The 16076-nt window shown below is 66.4% G+C and carries 17 protein-coding genes and 1 pseudogene; 7 read left to right on the top strand and 11 right to left on the bottom strand.

What is annotated here, in order from left to right; translation table 11 throughout:
• Window position 1: 1 nt before the first annotated feature.
• From MPSD_RS10090 to MPSD_RS10070, 5 genes and pseudogenes are all read right to left on the bottom strand, one after another.
• Window positions 2-766 carry a hypothetical protein gene (locus tag MPSD_RS10090; RefSeq protein WP_020724824.1) on the bottom strand — a complete coding sequence of 255 codons (765 nt, stop codon included), beginning with the start codon at window positions 764-766 and terminating at the stop codon, window positions 2-4.
• Window positions 763-1473, bottom strand: a complete 711-nt coding sequence (locus tag MPSD_RS10085; RefSeq protein ID WP_020787966.1) for a fluoroquinolone export ABC transporter permease subunit — start codon at window positions 1471-1473, stop codon at window positions 763-765. The genes MPSD_RS10090 and MPSD_RS10085 overlap by 4 nt, the downstream gene beginning before the upstream one ends.
• Window positions 1470-2369 (bottom strand): annotated as a pseudogene (locus MPSD_RS10080) (ABC transporter ATP-binding protein). Before MPSD_RS10080 ends, MPSD_RS10085 begins: the two are co-directional and overlap by 4 nt.
• A 116-nt stretch (window positions 2370-2485) precedes the next feature.
• The gene (locus tag MPSD_RS10075) at window positions 2486-3691 is read right to left on the bottom strand and encodes a class I SAM-dependent RNA methyltransferase (RefSeq protein WP_020724821.1); all 1206 of its coding nucleotides are present in this window, start codon (window positions 3689-3691) and stop codon (window positions 2486-2488) included.
• The gene (locus tag MPSD_RS10070; RefSeq protein ID WP_015355339.1) at window positions 3688-5685 is read right to left on the bottom strand and encodes an APC family permease; all 1998 of its coding nucleotides are present in this window, start codon (window positions 5683-5685) and stop codon (window positions 3688-3690) included. Before MPSD_RS10070 ends, MPSD_RS10075 begins: the two co-directional genes overlap by 4 nt.
• 132 nt (window positions 5686-5817) lie before the next feature.
• Here MPSD_RS10070 and MPSD_RS10065 point away from each other — a divergent pair, with 132 nt between their 5' ends.
• Together MPSD_RS10065 and MPSD_RS10060 are read left to right on the top strand one after the other, a co-directional pair.
• Window positions 5818-6501, top strand: a complete 684-nt coding sequence (locus MPSD_RS10065) for a potassium channel family protein (protein WP_011741123.1) — start codon at window positions 5818-5820, stop codon at window positions 6499-6501.
• Window positions 6502-6553: 52 nt separating this feature from the next.
• Window positions 6554-7216: a potassium channel family protein gene (locus MPSD_RS10060; protein WP_011741124.1), complete on the top strand. Its 663-nt coding sequence runs from the start codon at window positions 6554-6556 to the stop codon at window positions 7214-7216.
• 218 nt (window positions 7217-7434) lie between these two features.
• On the opposite strand, the gene MPSD_RS10055 is transcribed toward MPSD_RS10060, so the two are convergent.
• On the bottom strand, window positions 7435-8133 hold the full coding sequence (locus tag MPSD_RS10055; RefSeq protein WP_086085216.1) for a DUF3159 domain-containing protein: 699 nt from the start codon (window positions 8131-8133) through the stop codon (window positions 7435-7437).
• A 27-nt stretch (window positions 8134-8160) separates the two neighbouring features.
• A complete protein-coding gene (locus tag MPSD_RS10050) occupies window positions 8161-8529 on the bottom strand; it encodes an OB-fold nucleic acid binding domain-containing protein (protein ID WP_011741126.1) in 369 nt (122 codons plus the stop codon).
• Between the two features lie 167 nt (window positions 8530-8696).
• On the opposite strand from MPSD_RS10050, the gene MPSD_RS10045 reads away from it, so the two are divergent.
• Window positions 8697-9395 carry a serine aminopeptidase domain-containing protein gene (locus tag MPSD_RS10045; RefSeq protein ID WP_036427427.1) on the top strand — a complete coding sequence of 233 codons (699 nt, stop codon included), beginning with the start codon at window positions 8697-8699 and terminating at the stop codon, window positions 9393-9395.
• 13 nt (window positions 9396-9408) lie between these two features.
• Here MPSD_RS10045 and MPSD_RS10040 read toward each other — a convergent pair whose 3' ends face one another.
• Window positions 9409-10161, bottom strand: coding sequence for a DUF3710 domain-containing protein (locus MPSD_RS10040; protein WP_051153710.1), 753 nt, complete (start codon window positions 10159-10161; stop codon window positions 9409-9411).
• A complete protein-coding gene (dut, locus tag MPSD_RS10035) occupies window positions 10161-10625 on the bottom strand; it encodes a dUTP diphosphatase (RefSeq protein ID WP_012393798.1) in 465 nt (154 codons plus the stop codon). Before dut ends, MPSD_RS10040 begins: the two co-directional genes overlap by 1 nt.
• A gap of 25 nt (window positions 10626-10650) precedes the next feature.
• Between dut and MPSD_RS10030 the strand changes: the two genes are divergently transcribed.
• Window positions 10651-11130, top strand: a complete 480-nt coding sequence (locus MPSD_RS10030; protein WP_086085217.1) for a DUF3093 domain-containing protein — start codon at window positions 10651-10653, stop codon at window positions 11128-11130.
• A 4-nt stretch (window positions 11131-11134) separates the two neighbouring features.
• Here MPSD_RS10030 and MPSD_RS10025 read toward each other — a convergent pair whose 3' ends face one another.
• Window positions 11135-11437: a DUF4193 domain-containing protein gene (locus MPSD_RS10025; protein WP_011741131.1), complete on the bottom strand. Its 303-nt coding sequence runs from the start codon at window positions 11435-11437 to the stop codon at window positions 11135-11137.
• 183 nt (window positions 11438-11620) lie between these two features.
• Between MPSD_RS10025 and cei the strand changes: the two genes are divergently transcribed.
• Window positions 11621-12274, top strand: a complete 654-nt coding sequence (cei, locus tag MPSD_RS10020; protein WP_012393797.1) for an envelope integrity protein Cei — start codon at window positions 11621-11623, stop codon at window positions 12272-12274.
• A 5-nt stretch (window positions 12275-12279) separates the two neighbouring features.
• Here cei and MPSD_RS10015 read toward each other — a convergent pair whose 3' ends face one another.
• Window positions 12280-13149 carry an inositol monophosphatase family protein gene (locus tag MPSD_RS10015; RefSeq protein ID WP_011741133.1) on the bottom strand — a complete coding sequence of 290 codons (870 nt, stop codon included), beginning with the start codon at window positions 13147-13149 and terminating at the stop codon, window positions 12280-12282.
• Window positions 13150-13426: 277 nt separating this feature from the next.
• On the opposite strand from MPSD_RS10015, the gene ppgK reads away from it, so the two are divergent.
• The gene (gene ppgK, locus MPSD_RS10010; protein WP_020787973.1) at window positions 13427-14221 is read left to right on the top strand and encodes a polyphosphate--glucose phosphotransferase; all 795 of its coding nucleotides are present in this window, start codon (window positions 13427-13429) and stop codon (window positions 14219-14221) included.
• A gap of 178 nt (window positions 14222-14399) precedes the next feature.
• Window positions 14400-15905, top strand: a complete 1506-nt coding sequence (locus tag MPSD_RS10005; RefSeq protein WP_036427429.1) for an RNA polymerase sigma factor — start codon at window positions 14400-14402, stop codon at window positions 15903-15905.
• Window positions 15906-16076: the final 171 nt, after the last annotated feature.

Genomic DNA, 16076 nt, shown 5'->3' with positions numbered 1-16076 from the left:
GCTAGACCGAGGCCACGTGTTTGGCGTGGAAACGGCGGAACAGCGCCCAGGCCAGCGCCAGGTTGTAGGCGCTTCCCGCCACCAGGTACGGCCACCAGGTGGCGTGATCGCTGGCCAGCCAGAACGCTTTGGCCGGCCAGTACGGGGGCAACACCGCGAACACGAAGTTCCAGTTGGAGTGGATGAACCAGGGCAGGCAGGGCAATCCCGCGATCAGCATCCCCAGCGCGCGGACGGCGGCCAGCCCCTGAATCTTGTTGTTGGCCACGGCCAGAATCAACAGCAGGGTCACCACCGCCGACAGTCCCGCGAGCAGGCCGATCGGGATCAGCGAGGGCAACAGCCGCAGCTCGAGTATGCCGCTGAGCGACAACGTTGCCACCACATAGATGGTGGTGACCACCATGACGGTGGCGGCACGATAGACAAAGAAGGTCGACAGCGGCACCGGGGTGACCCGCAGCGCGGCCAGCGTGCCGGCGTCCACCTCGTCGAGAACGAGAAACGCCGCCAAACCACCGACGATGATGATGCTGGTCAGCAGCAGGAATGCGGTCAAGATCAGCGGATAGTAGGGCCTCAGGTCGAACCCGTTGCGATCGGCCAGCATCGTGGTCACCCGCGGCGTCAGCAGCGCGACTGCGCTGGTCCAGATGACGGGTGCGACCACGATCATGACCAACAGCGGCTCACGATAGGTACCGCGGATGTCGTTGCGCCCAAACGCGATCAGTGCGCGTATCGACGCGCCGGCCGGGGCGCTCACCAGCTACCCGCCGCTGCGACGACGTAACGGGCGAAGCTTGCCTCAGCCACTCGATACAGCACCCCGACACACACCGACGGATACAACAGCGCGTATCCGATTTGCCAGGGCGCCAGGGTCAGCTGACCGAAGGCCGCGCCGAGCAGCAACAGCGGCCCCTGGGTGGGAATGGCATACAGCACCGGGTGCGGCCACACCCCGGAGTAGTACAGCACCGGCAGATTCATTACCGCCAGCGGGATCGTCGCCACCAGGAACCAGTCGCTGATCGAGGCGAATGGCAACGAGCTGATGAACCCCACCAGCAGCATCAACAACGTCCCCAGCGCCACCGCGACGATCATCGGCGCGGCCGAGTAGGAAAACCCATGCGCGATGGTGGCCACCACCACCGCCACCCCGACCGAAACCATCAGCAGGACGGCCAGTTTGGCCGCCAGATATTCCCCGAACCGCAGCGGGGTGGCGATCACCGCGCTCAGCGTGCGCTCCTGCTTTTCGAAGAAGACCGTGCCGGCGACAAAGAAGAACCCGATGATGGTGATGTCACCGGAGAGCACGTAAGGTTCGGCAACCGAACGCAAGTCGGCCGGCATCGGCAGCAGCACCGCCAGCCAGATCAAGCCCGAAAACACCGCGGCATGCAGGAACCGCTGACGGTTTTGCAGCGTCAGCTCCAGCCGCAGCGCCGTGCTCAAGCGGCTCACGACAACCGCCGGCCGGTGACTTCGACGAATACGTCCTCGAGGCTGGCTTCCCTGCTGTGGATCGTCTCGACCTGATGTTCGCGCAGCACCGCGTGAAATGCCGGGTCGTCGGCCAGCGTGTCCAGCGAAAACTCCGCGGCGCTCAAACCACCGCCGTTGCCGCGATATTCGACCGTGACCAGGCGCTGGCTGCGGGCGATCTTCAGCTCGGCGGGCCGGTCAGACGCGACGATGCTCCCGTCGACGACAAAGGCCACCCGGTCACACAGCTCGTCCGCCGTCGCCATGTCGTGTGTGGTGAGAAACACCGTGCGCCCGCGTGCCTTCAGATCCATGATCATGTTCTTCACGCTGCGGGCGTTCACCGGATCCATCCCCGAAGTCGGTTCGTCCAGGAAGAGCAACTCGGGGTCGTTGAGTAGCGCCCTGGCGAACGTCAGGCGCATCTGCATGCCTTTGGAGTACTTGCCCGCCCGGGTATCTGCGTGGTCGGCCAATCCGACCGCCTCGAGTAGCTGCATCGGATCCAGCGTCGGCGCGCTGTAGAGCGAGGCGAAGAACTGCAGGTTCTCCAGCCCGGTGAGTTTCTGATAGTGATTGGGCAACTCGAACGACACGCCAATGCGCTCGTAGTATTCGGAGCCCCAGCTCGCCGGGTCTTTGCCCTACACCGCCACTTCACCGCCGTGGCCACGCAGTAGCCCGATAAGAATTCGTTGCGTCGTCGACTTGCCCGCACCGCTGGGACCGAGAAAGCCGAAGATTTCACCTCGGCCGACACTGAAATCCATGCCGCGCACCGCGGGTGTCGACGCTTTCGGATACGCGAAGGTGAGTCCACGGACCCGGATCACCTCGCCCACGGCGCCGGACACGGCCGGCTCGGGGTCGCGCATGCGCGCTCCTTTCGTCCAGTTCCGACCAGACTTCCCGGAGCGCCCTCGCCAGCATAATCAAGTTCGCGGCGCTTCGGGCCTCGGCGCGCGCGCATTCGGCCCCGACGCCCAACGGGCTAGCGGGTTAGCAGGGCAACGCACTCCACGTGATGGGTCAACGGGAAGGCATCGAACACCTTGATGGCGTCGACGCCGTACCCGTGGCCCCGATACAGGCCGAGGTCGCGAGCGAAAGACGCTGCTTCACAACCAATGTGAACCACACGGCGCACTCCGGCATCGGCCAGCAGATCAATGACCTCACGCCCGGCGCCCGATCGGGGCGGGTCCAGCACCGCAATATCGGCGCCACCGTCCTGAGCCGCCAGCACCCGTCGCACCGAATCGGTGACCACCTCGACCTGGGGCAGATCAGCCAGGGCGACGCGGGCCGCGGCCGAGGCCGCGCGCGCGGTGTCCACGCTCAAGACCCGTCCCGACTCCCCCACCGCGTCACCGAGCACCGCCGCGAAAACACCCGCTCCCCCGTAGAGATCCCAGGCGGTCATGCCGGCGCCGGGTTGGGCCCAGTCCGCGACCAGGCCGCTGTACACCTTCGCTGCGTCGCGGTGTGACTGCCAGAACGCCGTCGCCGGAATGCGCCAGCTGCGCTCACCCACCCGCTGCAGCACACGCGGGTCGCCCTCGACCACCTTGGCGTCGGTTCGCCGGCCCCGGCGCACCGTGAGCACCACGTGGCGTGCCCCGTCGTCACCGAGCGCCACATGCAGTTGCGCCCCGGCCGGCCAACCGGCCTTGGCCGACCGCTGCGCCAGCCCGTCCAGCATTCCGTCGGGCAGCTGCCCACAGCTCAGATCGGTGACCAGTTCGTTGCTGTGGTAGCGGTGGAAACCCACGCAATGGTCCGCTCCCACCTCGAGCCGAACCCGGGTACGCCACCCCGTCGGGCCGGCATCCGAGAGCGGCTCAGCCGCGCCGGACCAGCTGAAGCCGCCAAGGCGTTGCAGCTGTTCGCCAACCACGCTCGACTTGATCGCCCGGGCCGCGTCCGGGGCCGCAAACGCCAGATCACAACACCCGGCACCATCCACCCCGGCGATGGGGCACAACGACCCGATCCGGTCCGGCGACGGGTCGATGACCTCGATAACCTCTGCGTTCCAATAGGAACCACGTTGCGCGGTGACTCTGGCGAGCACCCGCTCCCCCGGTAGCGCATGGCGGACGAAGACCACTCGCCCCTCGTGGCGGGCCACGCAGCTACCGCCGTTGGCGGCCGCACCGGTGACCAGGTTCAGTTCAAGTGCCTGATTCGGGTTCAATCGAAAATGCCCCGCCGCATGTCGCCGGGAGCCGCATGCGGCTCCAACGTGTTGATCCGCTCCGACGACGTCAGCTGCCATGGCACCGAGGTGACCATCACCCCGGGCATGAACAGCAGCCGCGTCTTGAGCCGGAAGGCACTTTGGTTGTGCAACAGCTGCTCCCACCACCGGCCCACCACGTACTCCGGGATGAACACCGTCACCACGGTGCGTGGCGATTCCTTGCTGACCCGTTTGACGTAATCCAATACCGGACGGGTGATCTCGCGATAGGGCGAAGCAATGACCTTCAGCGGCACGCTGACGTCGCTGTCCTCCCACTGCCGCACCAGCTCGCGGGTCTCGACATCATCGACACTGACGGTGATCGCCTCGAGCACATCCGGACGGGTCGCCCGCGCGTAGGACAGGGCCCGCAGCGTGGGCAGGTGCAACTTCGAGACCAGCACCAAGGCGTGGTTGCGGCTGGGCAACACCACCTCGTTGTCATGGGCGGCGGCTTGCTCCTCCAGTTCCCGATTGACCGTGTCGTAGTGCCTTCGGATCATCTTCATCAGAATGAAGACCGAACCCATTGCCACAATGGCGATCCACGCGCCGGCAAGGAATTTGGTGACCAGGACGATCAACAGGACAGCCCCGGTGGACACCAGGCCGACCGAGTTGACCACCCGGGAGCGCACCATCTTGCGCCGGGCCGCGACATCGGTTTCGGTGCGCAGCAAGCGAGTCCAGTGCCGGACCATTCCGATCTGGCTCAGCGTGAACGAAATGAACACGCCGACGATGTAGAGCTGGATCAGCGCCGTCAGCTCAGCCCGGAACGCGACGACCGCCCCGACGGCCGCCGCGGACAAGAAGATGATGCCGTTGGAAAACGCCAGGCGATCCCCGCGGGTGTGTAGTTGGCGGGGCAGGTAACTGTGCTGAGCCAGCACCGAGCCCAGGACCGGGAAGCCGTTGAAGGCGGTGTTGGCGGCCAGCACCAAGATGAGCGCAGTCACCGCAGCGATCATCAGGAAGCCGAGGTGAAAGCTGCCGAATACGGCCTGCGCCAGCTGGGCGACCAGCGTCTTTTGCTGGTACCCGTCCGGAGCACCGGTCAACTGGGTATCCGGGTCGTCGACGACTTGGGCCCCGGTCTGCACGGCCAGCGCGACCACACCCATCAGCAGGGCCACCGCGATGGCGCCCAGCATGAGCAGCGTGGTCGCGGCGTTGCGCGACTTCGGCTTCTGGAAGGCCGGTACCCCGTTGCTGATCGCCTCCACACCGGTGAGCGCCGCACAGCCGGAGGAGAACGAGCGGGCCACCAAAAAAACCAGCGCGATGCCAACCACCTTGCCGTGCTCGGCGTGCATCACAAATCCAGCGGATTCGGCGCGTACCTGATTGCCCAGCACGTAGATCCGGAACAAGCCCCAGCCCAGCATGGCGCTGATCCCGATGATGAATGCATAAGTCGGGATGGCGAATGCCAGCCCTGATTCGCGGACGCCGCGCAGATTCAACGCCGTCACCAGCAGGATGGCGGCCACCGCGAAGAACACCTTGTGGTCATAGACGAATGGGATCGCCGAGCCGATGTTCGACATCGCCGAAGCTATCGAGACCGCAACGGTGAGAACGTAATCCACCATCAAGGCGCTGGCCACCACCAGGCCGGCGGTGGGCCCGAGGTTGGTGCTGACGACCTCGTAGTCCCCGCCGCCGGATGGGTAGGCGTGCACGTTCTGGCGGTAACTGGAGACCACGACGAGCAACACCGCTGCCACCGCCAGCGCGATCCACGGCGCCATCGAGTAGGCCGCCAGGCCCGCCACCGACAGCATCAGAAAGATCTCCTCCGGGGCGTATGCCACCGAGGACATCGCGTCGGAGGCAAACACCGGCAACGCGATCCGTTTTGGCAATAGCGTGTGGCTAAGCCGATCGCTGCGAAACGGCCGGCCGATTAGCAGCCGGCGCGCGGCCGTGGAAAGTTTGGACACGAGAGCCAAGGGTAAGCCCCATCGGCGTTGACGGTAGCGTTCCCTAGGCGAGAATTTTCCATAGGGGAATCGGCTGGCCAGTGTGGTTACCGATTGCGTTCGACGCGAGGGATACGGCCGAGAGGACGTCAAGTGCGAGTGGTAGTGATGGGCTGCGGCCGAGTCGGCTCTTCGGTGGCCGATGCACTGTCGCGAATCGGCCACGACGTGTCGGTGATCGACCGCGACGGCACTGCCTTCAACCGGCTCAGTGCCGAATTCGCCGGCGAGCGTGTTCTGGGCCAGGGATTCGACCGAGATGTGCTGCTCAGCGCGGGAATCGAGGGCGCCGACGCCTTCGCCGCGGTGTCCTCCGGAGACAACTCCAACATCATCTCGGCGCGTTTGGCCCGGGAGACCTTCGGCGTCAAACGCGTCGTCGCGCGGATCTATGACGCCAAGCGCGCCGAGGTCTACGAACGCCTCGGCATTCCCACCATCGCCACGGTGCCGTGGACAACCGACCGCCTGCTCAACGCCCTGCTCCGGGAGACCGAGACCGCCAAGTGGCGCGATCCCACCGGCACCGTCGCGGTCTGTGAAGTAGTGCTGCACGAAGACTGGGTCGGCTGCCGCGTCTCCGACCTGCAGCAGGCCACCGGTGCCCGGGTCGCGTTCCTACTCCGTTTCGGCACCGGCGTGCTGCCCGAACCGAAAACGGTGCTACAGGCCGGTGACCAGGTCTATGTCGCCGCCATCTCCGGGCGGGCGGCCGAGGCCGTCGCCATCGCGGCGCTGCCGCCGAGCGAGGATTTCGAGTCGGGGACCGCCAAATGAGCCGCGCTCGCGACGCACACATCGGCGCAGCCGGGGTTGAGGGGTGGGGCAAATGAAAGTCGTTGTCGCCGGCGCCGGCGCGGTCGGCCGCTCAGTCGCCCGCGAACTGATCGCAAACGCCCACGACGTGACCCTGATCGAACGCAACAGCGATCACGTCGACGACGACGCCATTCCGGCCGCGCATTGGCTGCTGGGCGATGCCTGCGAACTGAGCCTGCTGGAGTCGGTTCATCTCGAAGATTTCGATGTCGTGGTCGCCGCCACCGGCGATGACAAGGCCAACGTGGTGCTCAGCCTGCTGGCCAAGACGGAGTTCGCGGTGCCGCGGGTGGTGGCCCGGGTCAACGATCCCCGCAACGAGTGGCTTTTCACCGATGCCTGGGGCGTGGACGTGGCGGTGTCGACGCCCCGCATGTTGGCCTCACTGATCGAAGAGGCTGTCGCCGTCGGCGACCTGGTGCGGCTGATGGAATTCCGCAAGGGTCAGGCCAACCTGGTGGAAATCACCCTGCCCGACGACACGCCCTGGGGCGGTAAACCGGTGCGCAAACTGCAACTACCGCGGGATGCGGTGCTGGTCACGATCCTGCGCGGACCCCGCGTCATCGTCCCGCAAGCCGATGAACCCCTTGAAGGTGGCGACGAGTTGCTCTTCGTCGCGGTCACCGAGGCAGAGGAAGAGCTGAGCCAGCTGTTGCTGCCGTCGAGCTAGCCACCCGCGCGCTGTCGTTGCGCGAGCCAATGTGCGATTACGGCGCGCACTGTGCGCCGGTGGCGATGCAACGGGGGCAACGCCGCCCTCAGCGCGCACTCAAAGCCCTCCAAGGACACTGAACGCCCCGCCGGCTCCTCACGGCCCATGGGGAGCCCGCCGAGCACGCTCAACGCGGTACAGGGGCTCTCAGCGCCCTAAATGCGTCCGAACCGGGTCTAGAGCTCCCGGCAGGCCTCGGTGTCGACGGCAGCGACTTCTGCGGCCTCGGGCTCGTCAGCGGCCGGCATGGCCCGCCGGGCCGCCTTGATCGCCGCATAGGTCGCCAGCGCCGCCACCGCGGTCAGCGGCCAGCCCATCCCGATCCGCGCAACCCCTAGCCAGCCCGTCTTGTCGGCATCGTAGAGAAGCCGCTGGACGATGAACCGGGCCGCGAACACCAGCGTCCAACCCAGCGTTGCGACGTCAAACGCGTAGACGGCGCGGGGCACCTCACGCCAGCCCTGGTCACGCCCGCTGGTCCAGCTCCACAGAAAACCGACCACGGGCCGACGAACAACGATCGACAGGGCGAACACGACCGCCCACAGCAGCGACATCCAGATGCCGAGCAAGAAGTAGCCCTTGGACTGCCCCACCAGGTAGGCGACCAGCGCGCACCCGGCGACCCCGAAGAACCCGAAGAACCCGAAGAACCCGAAGAACCCGGAGACCGCAGGTTGGGTGGACTCGCGCCGGATCAGGCGCAGCAGCAGCACCAACCCGGCCGCGGCAAGCGCGGATCCGATGGCGGGCAAGAGTCCGCCGATACTGGATACTGCGACGAAGATCACTACCGGAACCGACGAGTAGACCAGCCCGCTCACCCCGCCGGCCTGTGCTAGCAAGCTCTCGGCGCTGACCCGGTTAGCGCTCACCGGCCGCCTCCGCCACCAAAGCGATGATCACCGCTGGATTTCGTAATGCGGGTTGTAGATGGCCTTGCTCCCGTTCTCGAGCTTGCCAAGCCGTCCCCGCACCCGCAGTGTGCGGCCCGAGTCGATGCCGGGGATCCGGCGTTGACCCAACCACACCAACGTCACGGTGTCGCTCCCGTCGAACAATTCGGCCCGAACACCGCCGGAACAACCCTTGCCGTTGGTTTCCACACTGCGCAGCGTGCCTACCATCGTGACTTCCTGGCCGCGTTGGCAGTCGATAGCCCGCTGCGCTCCGGTATTGACGACTTCGTCGGACAATTCTTCGACGTCGCGCTGCTCCGGGTCCTCCGTCAACCGACGGGTGAGCCGGCGCAGATAACCTTCGGCCCCCATGGCCTCTCCTGACACTCCAACGTCGTTTGGAAGCTGTGCTAGCTAGTGGCACTAGCTAGCAGCATTCCACAATGCCAACGGTCACCGTAGACCTGTTAGTTCCCGTCCGCCACACGGATCGCCCTACCGACGTTGGAGTACCTGAAATGACCGGGCACTATCGTGGGGTGCCAGTCGATCTGCGCGGTGTACCCGTCGCATTACTGCCCGGAACCGGCTCCGACGACGACTACGTCTACCGGGCCTTTTCCGGCCCGCTGCAAAGCGTGGAAGCCATCTTGGTGACACCGCCGCCGCAGCAAGAACACCTAATCGAGGGCTATCTGGCCGCACTGGATGAGGCCGCCCAGGCCGGTCCGATCGCCGTGGGCGGCGTGTCGATCGGTGCCGCGGTGGCCGTCGCGTGGGCGCTGGCCCATCCCGACCGGTGCGTTGCCGTGCTGGCCGCGCTGCCCGCATGGACCGGGGAACCTGGGCCGGCGCCGGCCGCCCACTCGGCGCGCTACACGGCAGCGCAATTGCGTCGCGACGGCCTGGCCACCACAACAACGCAGATGCGGGCATCCAGCCCACCCTGGTTGGCCGACGAGCTGGCTCGGTCCTGGCGGGTGCAATGGCCGCAGCTTCCCGATGCGATGGAACAGGCGGCCGACTACGTGGCGCCAAGCAGCACCGAATTGGGCCGCCTTACCGTGCCGCTGGGGGTGGCCGCCGCGACCGATGACCCGGTCCATCCACTGCAGGTCGGTCTCGACTGGGTGTCCGCAGCGGCACACGCCGCCTTGCGGACGGTGACGCTGGAGCAGATGGGGGCCGACACTTCGGCGCTGGGCGCCGCCTGCCTGGCCGCTCTGGCCGATATTTGAGCGCTGGGTACGCCTAGCCGCCGGTGGTGCTGCGCAGCTGCTGCATGGCAGATCCTTCGGCCCCGCGCCGCGGTGCCGGCTGGTCGGGCTCCTGCTGTCCCTGCTGTCCCTGCTCGTGCTGGGCCGCCGCAGCCTGCCGCAGTTGCTCCACCATCGACTCAGGCAACTGCACCGGCAGCGGGGTGCGCACCGGCAACGGCTTGTCGCCGCGGCGAATCACCGTGTCGGCCAGCGCCTCGCGGGCCTCATCGGTCAGCGTGTCGATGGTCTCGTGCGGACCGTTGACCACACACCGGACCATCCACCGATAGCCGTCGACGCCGATGAAGCGCACCACCCCGGAGGCGGTGCCGATCACTTCCCGACCCCACGGGCCATCCTTGATCGATACCTCGGCCGAATCCTTGCGCAGCGAGTCGGCGAGCTCCGATGCGACCTCACGCCACAGGCCGGCGGACTTGGGCGCCGCATAGGCAGCGATGGTGAAGCGACCGTTGGCCGTGACAACCCACACGGCGCTGGGAACTCCGCTCTCGGTCAGTTCGACCTGGACCTGGCCGCCTTCCGGCATGGGAACCAAGACCGATCCCAGATCGAGTCGGGCCAGCTGGGCAACCGACGGGTCGTCGAAGTCTTCGATGTCGAACGGGCCTACCAGGTCCACGTCATCTGCAGCCGGTTCGCCGACCTCGCGCGCTGCGGGCCCATCGGGTTCCACGGGGCTGCCGCTGCTGTCGCCTTTACGGGTGCGTCTACCGAATGCCATCACAAACTCGCATGTCCGCCGGAGGAACCATGACCACCATCACCACGGGATGTCGCGGCCAGCCCGGCCTCGTCGAAGGACGAAACCTCGACCAGCTCTAGCAACTCGACCCGCTGCACCAACAGCTGAGCGATACGGTCACCGCGGTTAACCACGATTGGCGTGGCCGGGTCGAGATTGATCAGCGCGACCTTGAGCTCGCCCCGGTACCCCGCGTCGATGGTGCCCGGGCTGTTGACGATCGAGAGCCCGACGCGGGAGGCCAGCCCCGAGCGGGGATGGACCAGACCCACCATGCCGAAAGGAATCGCGACCGCGACACCCGTGCGCACCAGGGCCCGCTGCCCCGGGGGCAGCACCACGTCTTCGGCGCTGTAGAGGTCTACCCCCGCGTCGCCATCGTGAGCGCGGCTGGGCAGCGGAAGCCCGGGGTCAAGACGCACAACGGCGAGACTGTTCGACACGGGGCCACAGACTACTCTTGACCGGATGTCCGAAACGCGCGTCGCGCCGCACAGCGTGCGATATCGCGAACGACTTTGGGCCCCCTGGTGGTGGTGGCCGTTGGGCTTCGCACTGGCAGGACTCATCGCGTTCGAGGTCAATCTGGGTATAGCCGCTCTCGCGGACTGGCTCCCGTACGCGATTTTGTTCACTGTGGCGGCCGCCGCATTGCTGTGGCTAGGCCGAGTCGAGATCCGAGTCATCGCCGGCGCGGATGGCGAAGTCGAGCTATGGGCCGGCGAGGCGCATCTGCCTGTCACCGTCATCGCCCGCTCCGCCGAAGTTCCACGCACGGCGAAGTCCGCGGCTTTGGGCCGTCAACTCGACCCAGCAGCGTATGTCCTGCACCGAGCGTGGGTCGGGCCCATGGTTCTGCTCGTTCTGGACGACCCAGACGACCCGACGCCGTACTGGCTGGTGAGCTGTCGCCACCCCGAGCGGGTCCTATCTGCATTGCGCAGCTGACCGATCAGGCGGCGCAGTCGGTACAGATCATCAAGCCGTTCTTCTCGCTGGCCAGGCGGCTGCGGTGTTGCACCAGGAAGCAGCTCGAGCAAGTGAACTCGTCAGCCTGCTTCGGAATGACACGCACCGACAGCTCTTCGCCGGATAAGTCAGCCCCTGGCAGCTCGAATGACTCAGCGGATTCCGATTCATCCACGTCGACCACCGACGAGGCGGCCTCGTTCCGTCGAGCCTTCAGCTCCTCCAGCGAATCCTCTGACACGTCGTCAGACTCTGTCCGCCGTGGAGCGTCATAGTCGGTAGGCATTGTTCCGTCCCCTCGCATGCCCTCATCACTTCAAGCAACGCTTTGTACCAGCGTCGAACGCATCCACCAAACGATTCGTGCCCGTATCTTGCTTGATTCAACTGTGATTTACGTCACATCTCTGAATCGGCCCTTGTAATCAGGCCTAAACGGTGCGGACAGCGTGCGGACTAGAGTGCACGTATGGTCGCACAAATCACCGAGGGTACCGCCTTCGACAAACACGGTCGGCCATTCCGGCGACGCAACCCCCGGCCCGCCATCATCGTCGTGATTCTGCTGGTGGTCTTGACCGGTGTGGTGTGGACAGTCGCGCTGACCCGCCCACCGGACATCACCGAGGCCGCGGTGTGCAACCCGCCGCCCCAACCGGCCGACGCGACGGCAACGGTCAAACTCGGTGAGCGGGTGTCGCGCACCGAAATGACCGACGTCACACCCGCACAACTGGGCGAGACCAAAGTCCGGGTGCTCAATGCCAGCGGCCGGGGCGGTCAAGCCGCCGACGTCGCTGGGGCGCTAAAAGACCTCGGATTCACCCAGCCGACCGCAGCAAACGACCCCGTCTATGCCGACACCCGTCTGGACTGCCAAGGCCAGATCCGATTCGGCACCGCCGGACAAGCGACCGCGGCGGCGGTATGGCTGGTCGCACCGTGCACCGAATTGTTCAACGACGGCCGGGCCGACGACTCCGTCGACCTCGTCCTGGGCACCGACTTCACCACCCTGGCGCACAACGACGACATTGACGCGGTGCTGAGCAGCCTGCGCCCGGGCGCCACCCAACCGCCGGACCCAACCCTGATAGCAAAGATCCACGCCAGTAGCTGTTAGCCGACTCAGTCCAGGGGTTCGAGCGCATTGAGTCGCTTCAGGACCCCCAACAGCTCATCGGCGACCCCAGGCGCGGCGGCGACGACCAAACCGGCGCCAACGACATCCGAGGCGGGCAACACCACCCGCGCTCCGGCCTCGGCGGCGATCAGCGCTCCCGCGGCGCGATCCCACAACTGCAGCCCGTGCTCGTAGTAGGCGTCGAGACGGCCGGCCGCGACCATGCACAGGTCCAGCGCCGCCGAACCGATCCGGCGCACGTCGCGGACCATTGGCAGCATCCGGGCCAGCAGGGCGGCCTGGGTGGCCCGGCGTCCCGCCGAGTAGCCAAACCCGGTGCCCAGCAACGCCATCGACAAATCCTCCACCGCGGTGCAGCGCAGCTCGCGGGTTCCCTGCTCGTCGGTGACGTGGGCGCCCTGGCCAAGCGCCGCCGAATACACGCTGCGGCCCACCACGTCGGCGACCGCCCCGGCCACCGACACGCCACCCACCTGGGCGCCGATCGACACCGCATAGGCCGGGATGCCGTAGACGAAGTTCACGGTGCCGTCGATGGGATCCAGCACCCAGGTAACGGCATCGTCGGGCGCCGGCGCCGAATCCGCGGGACCGCCACCCTCCTCCCCCACAATCGGGTCCCCGGGCCGAAGTTGCGCCAGTCGACTGCGCAGCAACCGTTCCGCATCGGTGTCGACGACGGTCACCGGGTCGGTCGGGGTGCTCTTGGCCCGCACCGCGTCCGACTCGTCAGCCGCGGCCGGATGGGCGCCAAACAGCTCGGCGCGCCGGCTGCGCACGAATTCGGCCGCCTCGGCGGCCAGGGTCTCAGCCACCACACGCAGCCGCGCAGGGTCGTTGTCAGGTCGTGTCACCGCTCTATCGCATCACAGTCGCCCCACGCAGCCCGCTCCTCACCACGCCAAGCCTGGTTTGTCGCCGGGCTCACCCCAAACAGCCCGCTCCTCACCAGGCCAAGCCTGGTTTGTCGCCGGGCTCACCCCAAACAGCCCGCTCCTCACCAGGCCAAGCCTGGTTTGTCGCCGGGCTCACCCCAAACAGCCCGCTCCTCACCAGGCCAAGCCTGGTTTGTCGCCGGGCTAAGGTGATCCGGACACAAAACGTCTCGCCACGTCTCGCCGAGGAGATCCGATGAACAGCACCGACCCAATGGCCCAAACCGCCGGTGCCGCACAGCCGCATCGCGGATTCGGGATTGACGTCGGCGGCAGCGGCATCAAAGGCGCGATCGTCGACCTGGACACGGGCCAGCTAATCGGCGAGCGCATCAAGCTGGCGACCCCGCAGCCCGCAACTCCGTCAGCGGTTGCCAAGACCATCGCCGAGGTGGTCGATCGATTCGGCTGGACCGGCCCGCTCGGGGTGACCTATCCGGGCGTGGTCACCCACGGCATCGTTCAGACGGCGGCCAACGTGGACAAGTCGTGGATCGGTACCAACGCGCGCGAGGTCATCAGCGCCGAATTGAACGGCCAGGACGTGACGATCCTCAACGACGCCGATGCGGCCGGGCTCGCCGAGGAACGGTACGGCGCCGGGAACAACCAGCCCGGCCTGGTGGTGCTCCTCACCTTCGGAACCGGTATCGGGTCGGCGGTCATCAACGACGGCACGCTCATACCCAACACAGAATTTGGCCATCTCGAGGTCGGCGGCAAGGAGGCCGAGCAACGGGCCGCGTCGTCGGTCAAGGAGAAAAACGACTGGAGCTACGAGAAGTGGACCAAGCAGGTGACGCGGGTCCTGGTGGCCATCGAAAACGCGATCTGGCCTGACCTTTTCATCGTCGGCGGTGGCATCAGCCGCAAGGCCGACAAGTGGGTGCACCTGCTGGAGAACCGCACGCCGGTGGTGGCGGCGACCCTGCAGAACACCGCCGGGATTGTCGGCGCGGCAATGGCCTCCAGCACCGATGTGACGCACTGAATTCTGCCCGCTCGGGCGGTGCACGCGCGCAGTGAAGTTACAATGGTCGTCGGCGACAGCCCAACCGATAGCGCGCGAGTATTCACGCTGATATCAACGCCGACATTCGACATAACAGACACTTTCGGTTAAGCACGCCCAGCCGCAGCCGGAAGTGAGTACCACCGAAGGGGTGTATGTGGCAGCGACCAAGGCAAGCCCGGAGACCGGTGAGCCGGTGAAACGCACCGCCACCAAGTCCCCGGCCAAGGCTGGGGCCAAGCGACCGACGAAGACCGCAAACGGCGCGGCCCCCGCCAAGCGGGCCGCAAAAACACCAGGTCAAGCCGACGACGCCACTACCGGCGACGCCCCGAAGAAGACGCGTCCGTCGGCCAGAGACACCAAGGCCGCCCGCGGAACCAAGGCGCCGGGCGAAGGCGCAACGGACCCAGACGCCAATCTGGACACCGCTGACGATCTTGATGCCGATCCGGACATCGACGTCGACTCCTCCGACGATCTCGACCTCGACTTGGATGACCTCGAAGACGAGGACGAAGCGGCCTCCGACGAGGCCGAGGGCGACGACGACTCGGACGAGGGCGACGACGCCGAGGACGGCGATGGGGCCAAGGCACCCGCGGCCGCGGCGCCGGGAACCCCTAGCGATGAAGAAGAGATCGCCGAGCCCAGCGAGAAAGACAAGGCTTCGGGGGACTTCGTCTGGGACGAGGACGAGTCGGAGGCATTGCGCCAGGCGCGCAAGGACGCCGAACTGACGGCATCCGCCGACTCGGTCCGCGCCTACCTCAAGCAGATCGGCAAGGTGGCGCTGCTCAACGCCGAGGAAGAGGTTGAGCTCGCCAAGCGCATCGAGGCCGGTCTCTACGCGACACAGCTGATGGCTGAGTTGACAGACCGCGGCGAGAAACTGCCCGCAGCCCAGCGCCGCGACATGATGTGGATCTGCCGCGACGGTGATCGTGCGAAAAACCACCTGCTGGAAGCCAACCTGCGTCTGGTGGTCTCGCTGGCCAAGCGCTACACGGGCCGCGGGATGGCGTTTCTGGACCTCATCCAGGAAGGCAACCTGGGCCTGATCCGTGCGGTCGAAAAGTTCGACTACACCAAGGGCTACAAGTTCTCCACCTACGCGACGTGGTGGATCCGCCAGGCCATCACCCGTGCCATGGCCGACCAGGCCCGCACCATCCGGATCCCGGTGCACATGGTCGAGGTGATCAACAAGCTGGGCCGCATCCAGCGCGAGCTGCTTCAGGACCTGGGCCGCGAGCCCACGCCGGAGGAGCTGGCCAAAGAAATGGACATCACCCCGGAGAAGGTGCTGGAGATCCAGCAGTACGCCCGGGAACCGATCTCGCTGGACCAGACCATCGGTGACGAAGGCGACAGCCAGCTCGGTGACTTCATCGAAGACAGCGAAGCGGTCGTCGCGGTGGATGCCGTGTCGTTCACCCTGCTGCAAGACCAGCTGCAGTCGGTGCTGGACACGCTCTCCGAGCGCGAGGCCGGCGTCGTACGTCTGCGCTTCGGTCTCACCGACGGCCAGCCGCGCACGCTCGACGAGATCGGCCAGGTCTACGGCGTCACCCGGGAACGCATCCGCCAGATCGAGTCGAAGACGATGTCCAAGCTGCGCCACCCCAGCCGCTCGCAGGTGCTGCGCGACTACCTGGACTGACATCCCGCGTAAGCGCACCGGATCAGCGGTTCTCTTGCAGCTCCGGCGCGCCCGCCGCGCGTTGTGGGGACCGTTGGCGTCGCCATCTACCTGAGGTGTCGAATAGCTGCGACCCGCCAGCGATTGCTGACATCCGGTGCACCAGGGCATAGTGTTCGGCGTACACATCGT

This window comes from Mycobacterium pseudoshottsii JCM 15466 (assembly GCF_003584745.1).
Taxonomy (GTDB): Bacteria; Actinomycetota; Actinomycetes; order Mycobacteriales; family Mycobacteriaceae; genus Mycobacterium; species Mycobacterium marinum.
This window is presented reverse-complemented; position numbering and strand designations above follow the sequence as displayed.

What these genes read in the sequence shown, in the direction of transcription:
- MPSD_RS10060 (WP_011741124.1), top strand. Translation starts at nt 6,554, where the DNA reads ATGAAAGTCGTTGTCGCCGGCGCCGGCGCGGTCGGCCGCTCAGTCGCC.
- ppgK (WP_020787973.1), top strand. Translation starts at nt 13,427, where the DNA reads ATGAACAGCACCGACCCAATGGCCCAAACCGCCGGTGCCGCACAGCCG.
- MPSD_RS10040 (WP_051153710.1), bottom strand. Translation starts at nt 10,161, where the DNA reads ATGGCATTCGGTAGACGCACCCGTAAAGGCGACAGCAGCGGCAGCCCC.
- cei (WP_012393797.1), top strand. Translation starts at nt 11,621, where the DNA reads ATGGTCGCACAAATCACCGAGGGTACCGCCTTCGACAAACACGGTCGG.
- MPSD_RS10030 (WP_086085217.1), top strand. Translation starts at nt 10,651, where the DNA reads ATGTCCGAAACGCGCGTCGCGCCGCACAGCGTGCGATATCGCGAACGA.
- MPSD_RS10025 (WP_011741131.1), bottom strand. Translation starts at nt 11,437, where the DNA reads ATGCCTACCGACTATGACGCTCCACGGCGGACAGAGTCTGACGACGTG.
- MPSD_RS10050 (WP_011741126.1), bottom strand. Translation starts at nt 8,529, where the DNA reads ATGGGGGCCGAAGGTTATCTGCGCCGGCTCACCCGTCGGTTGACGGAG.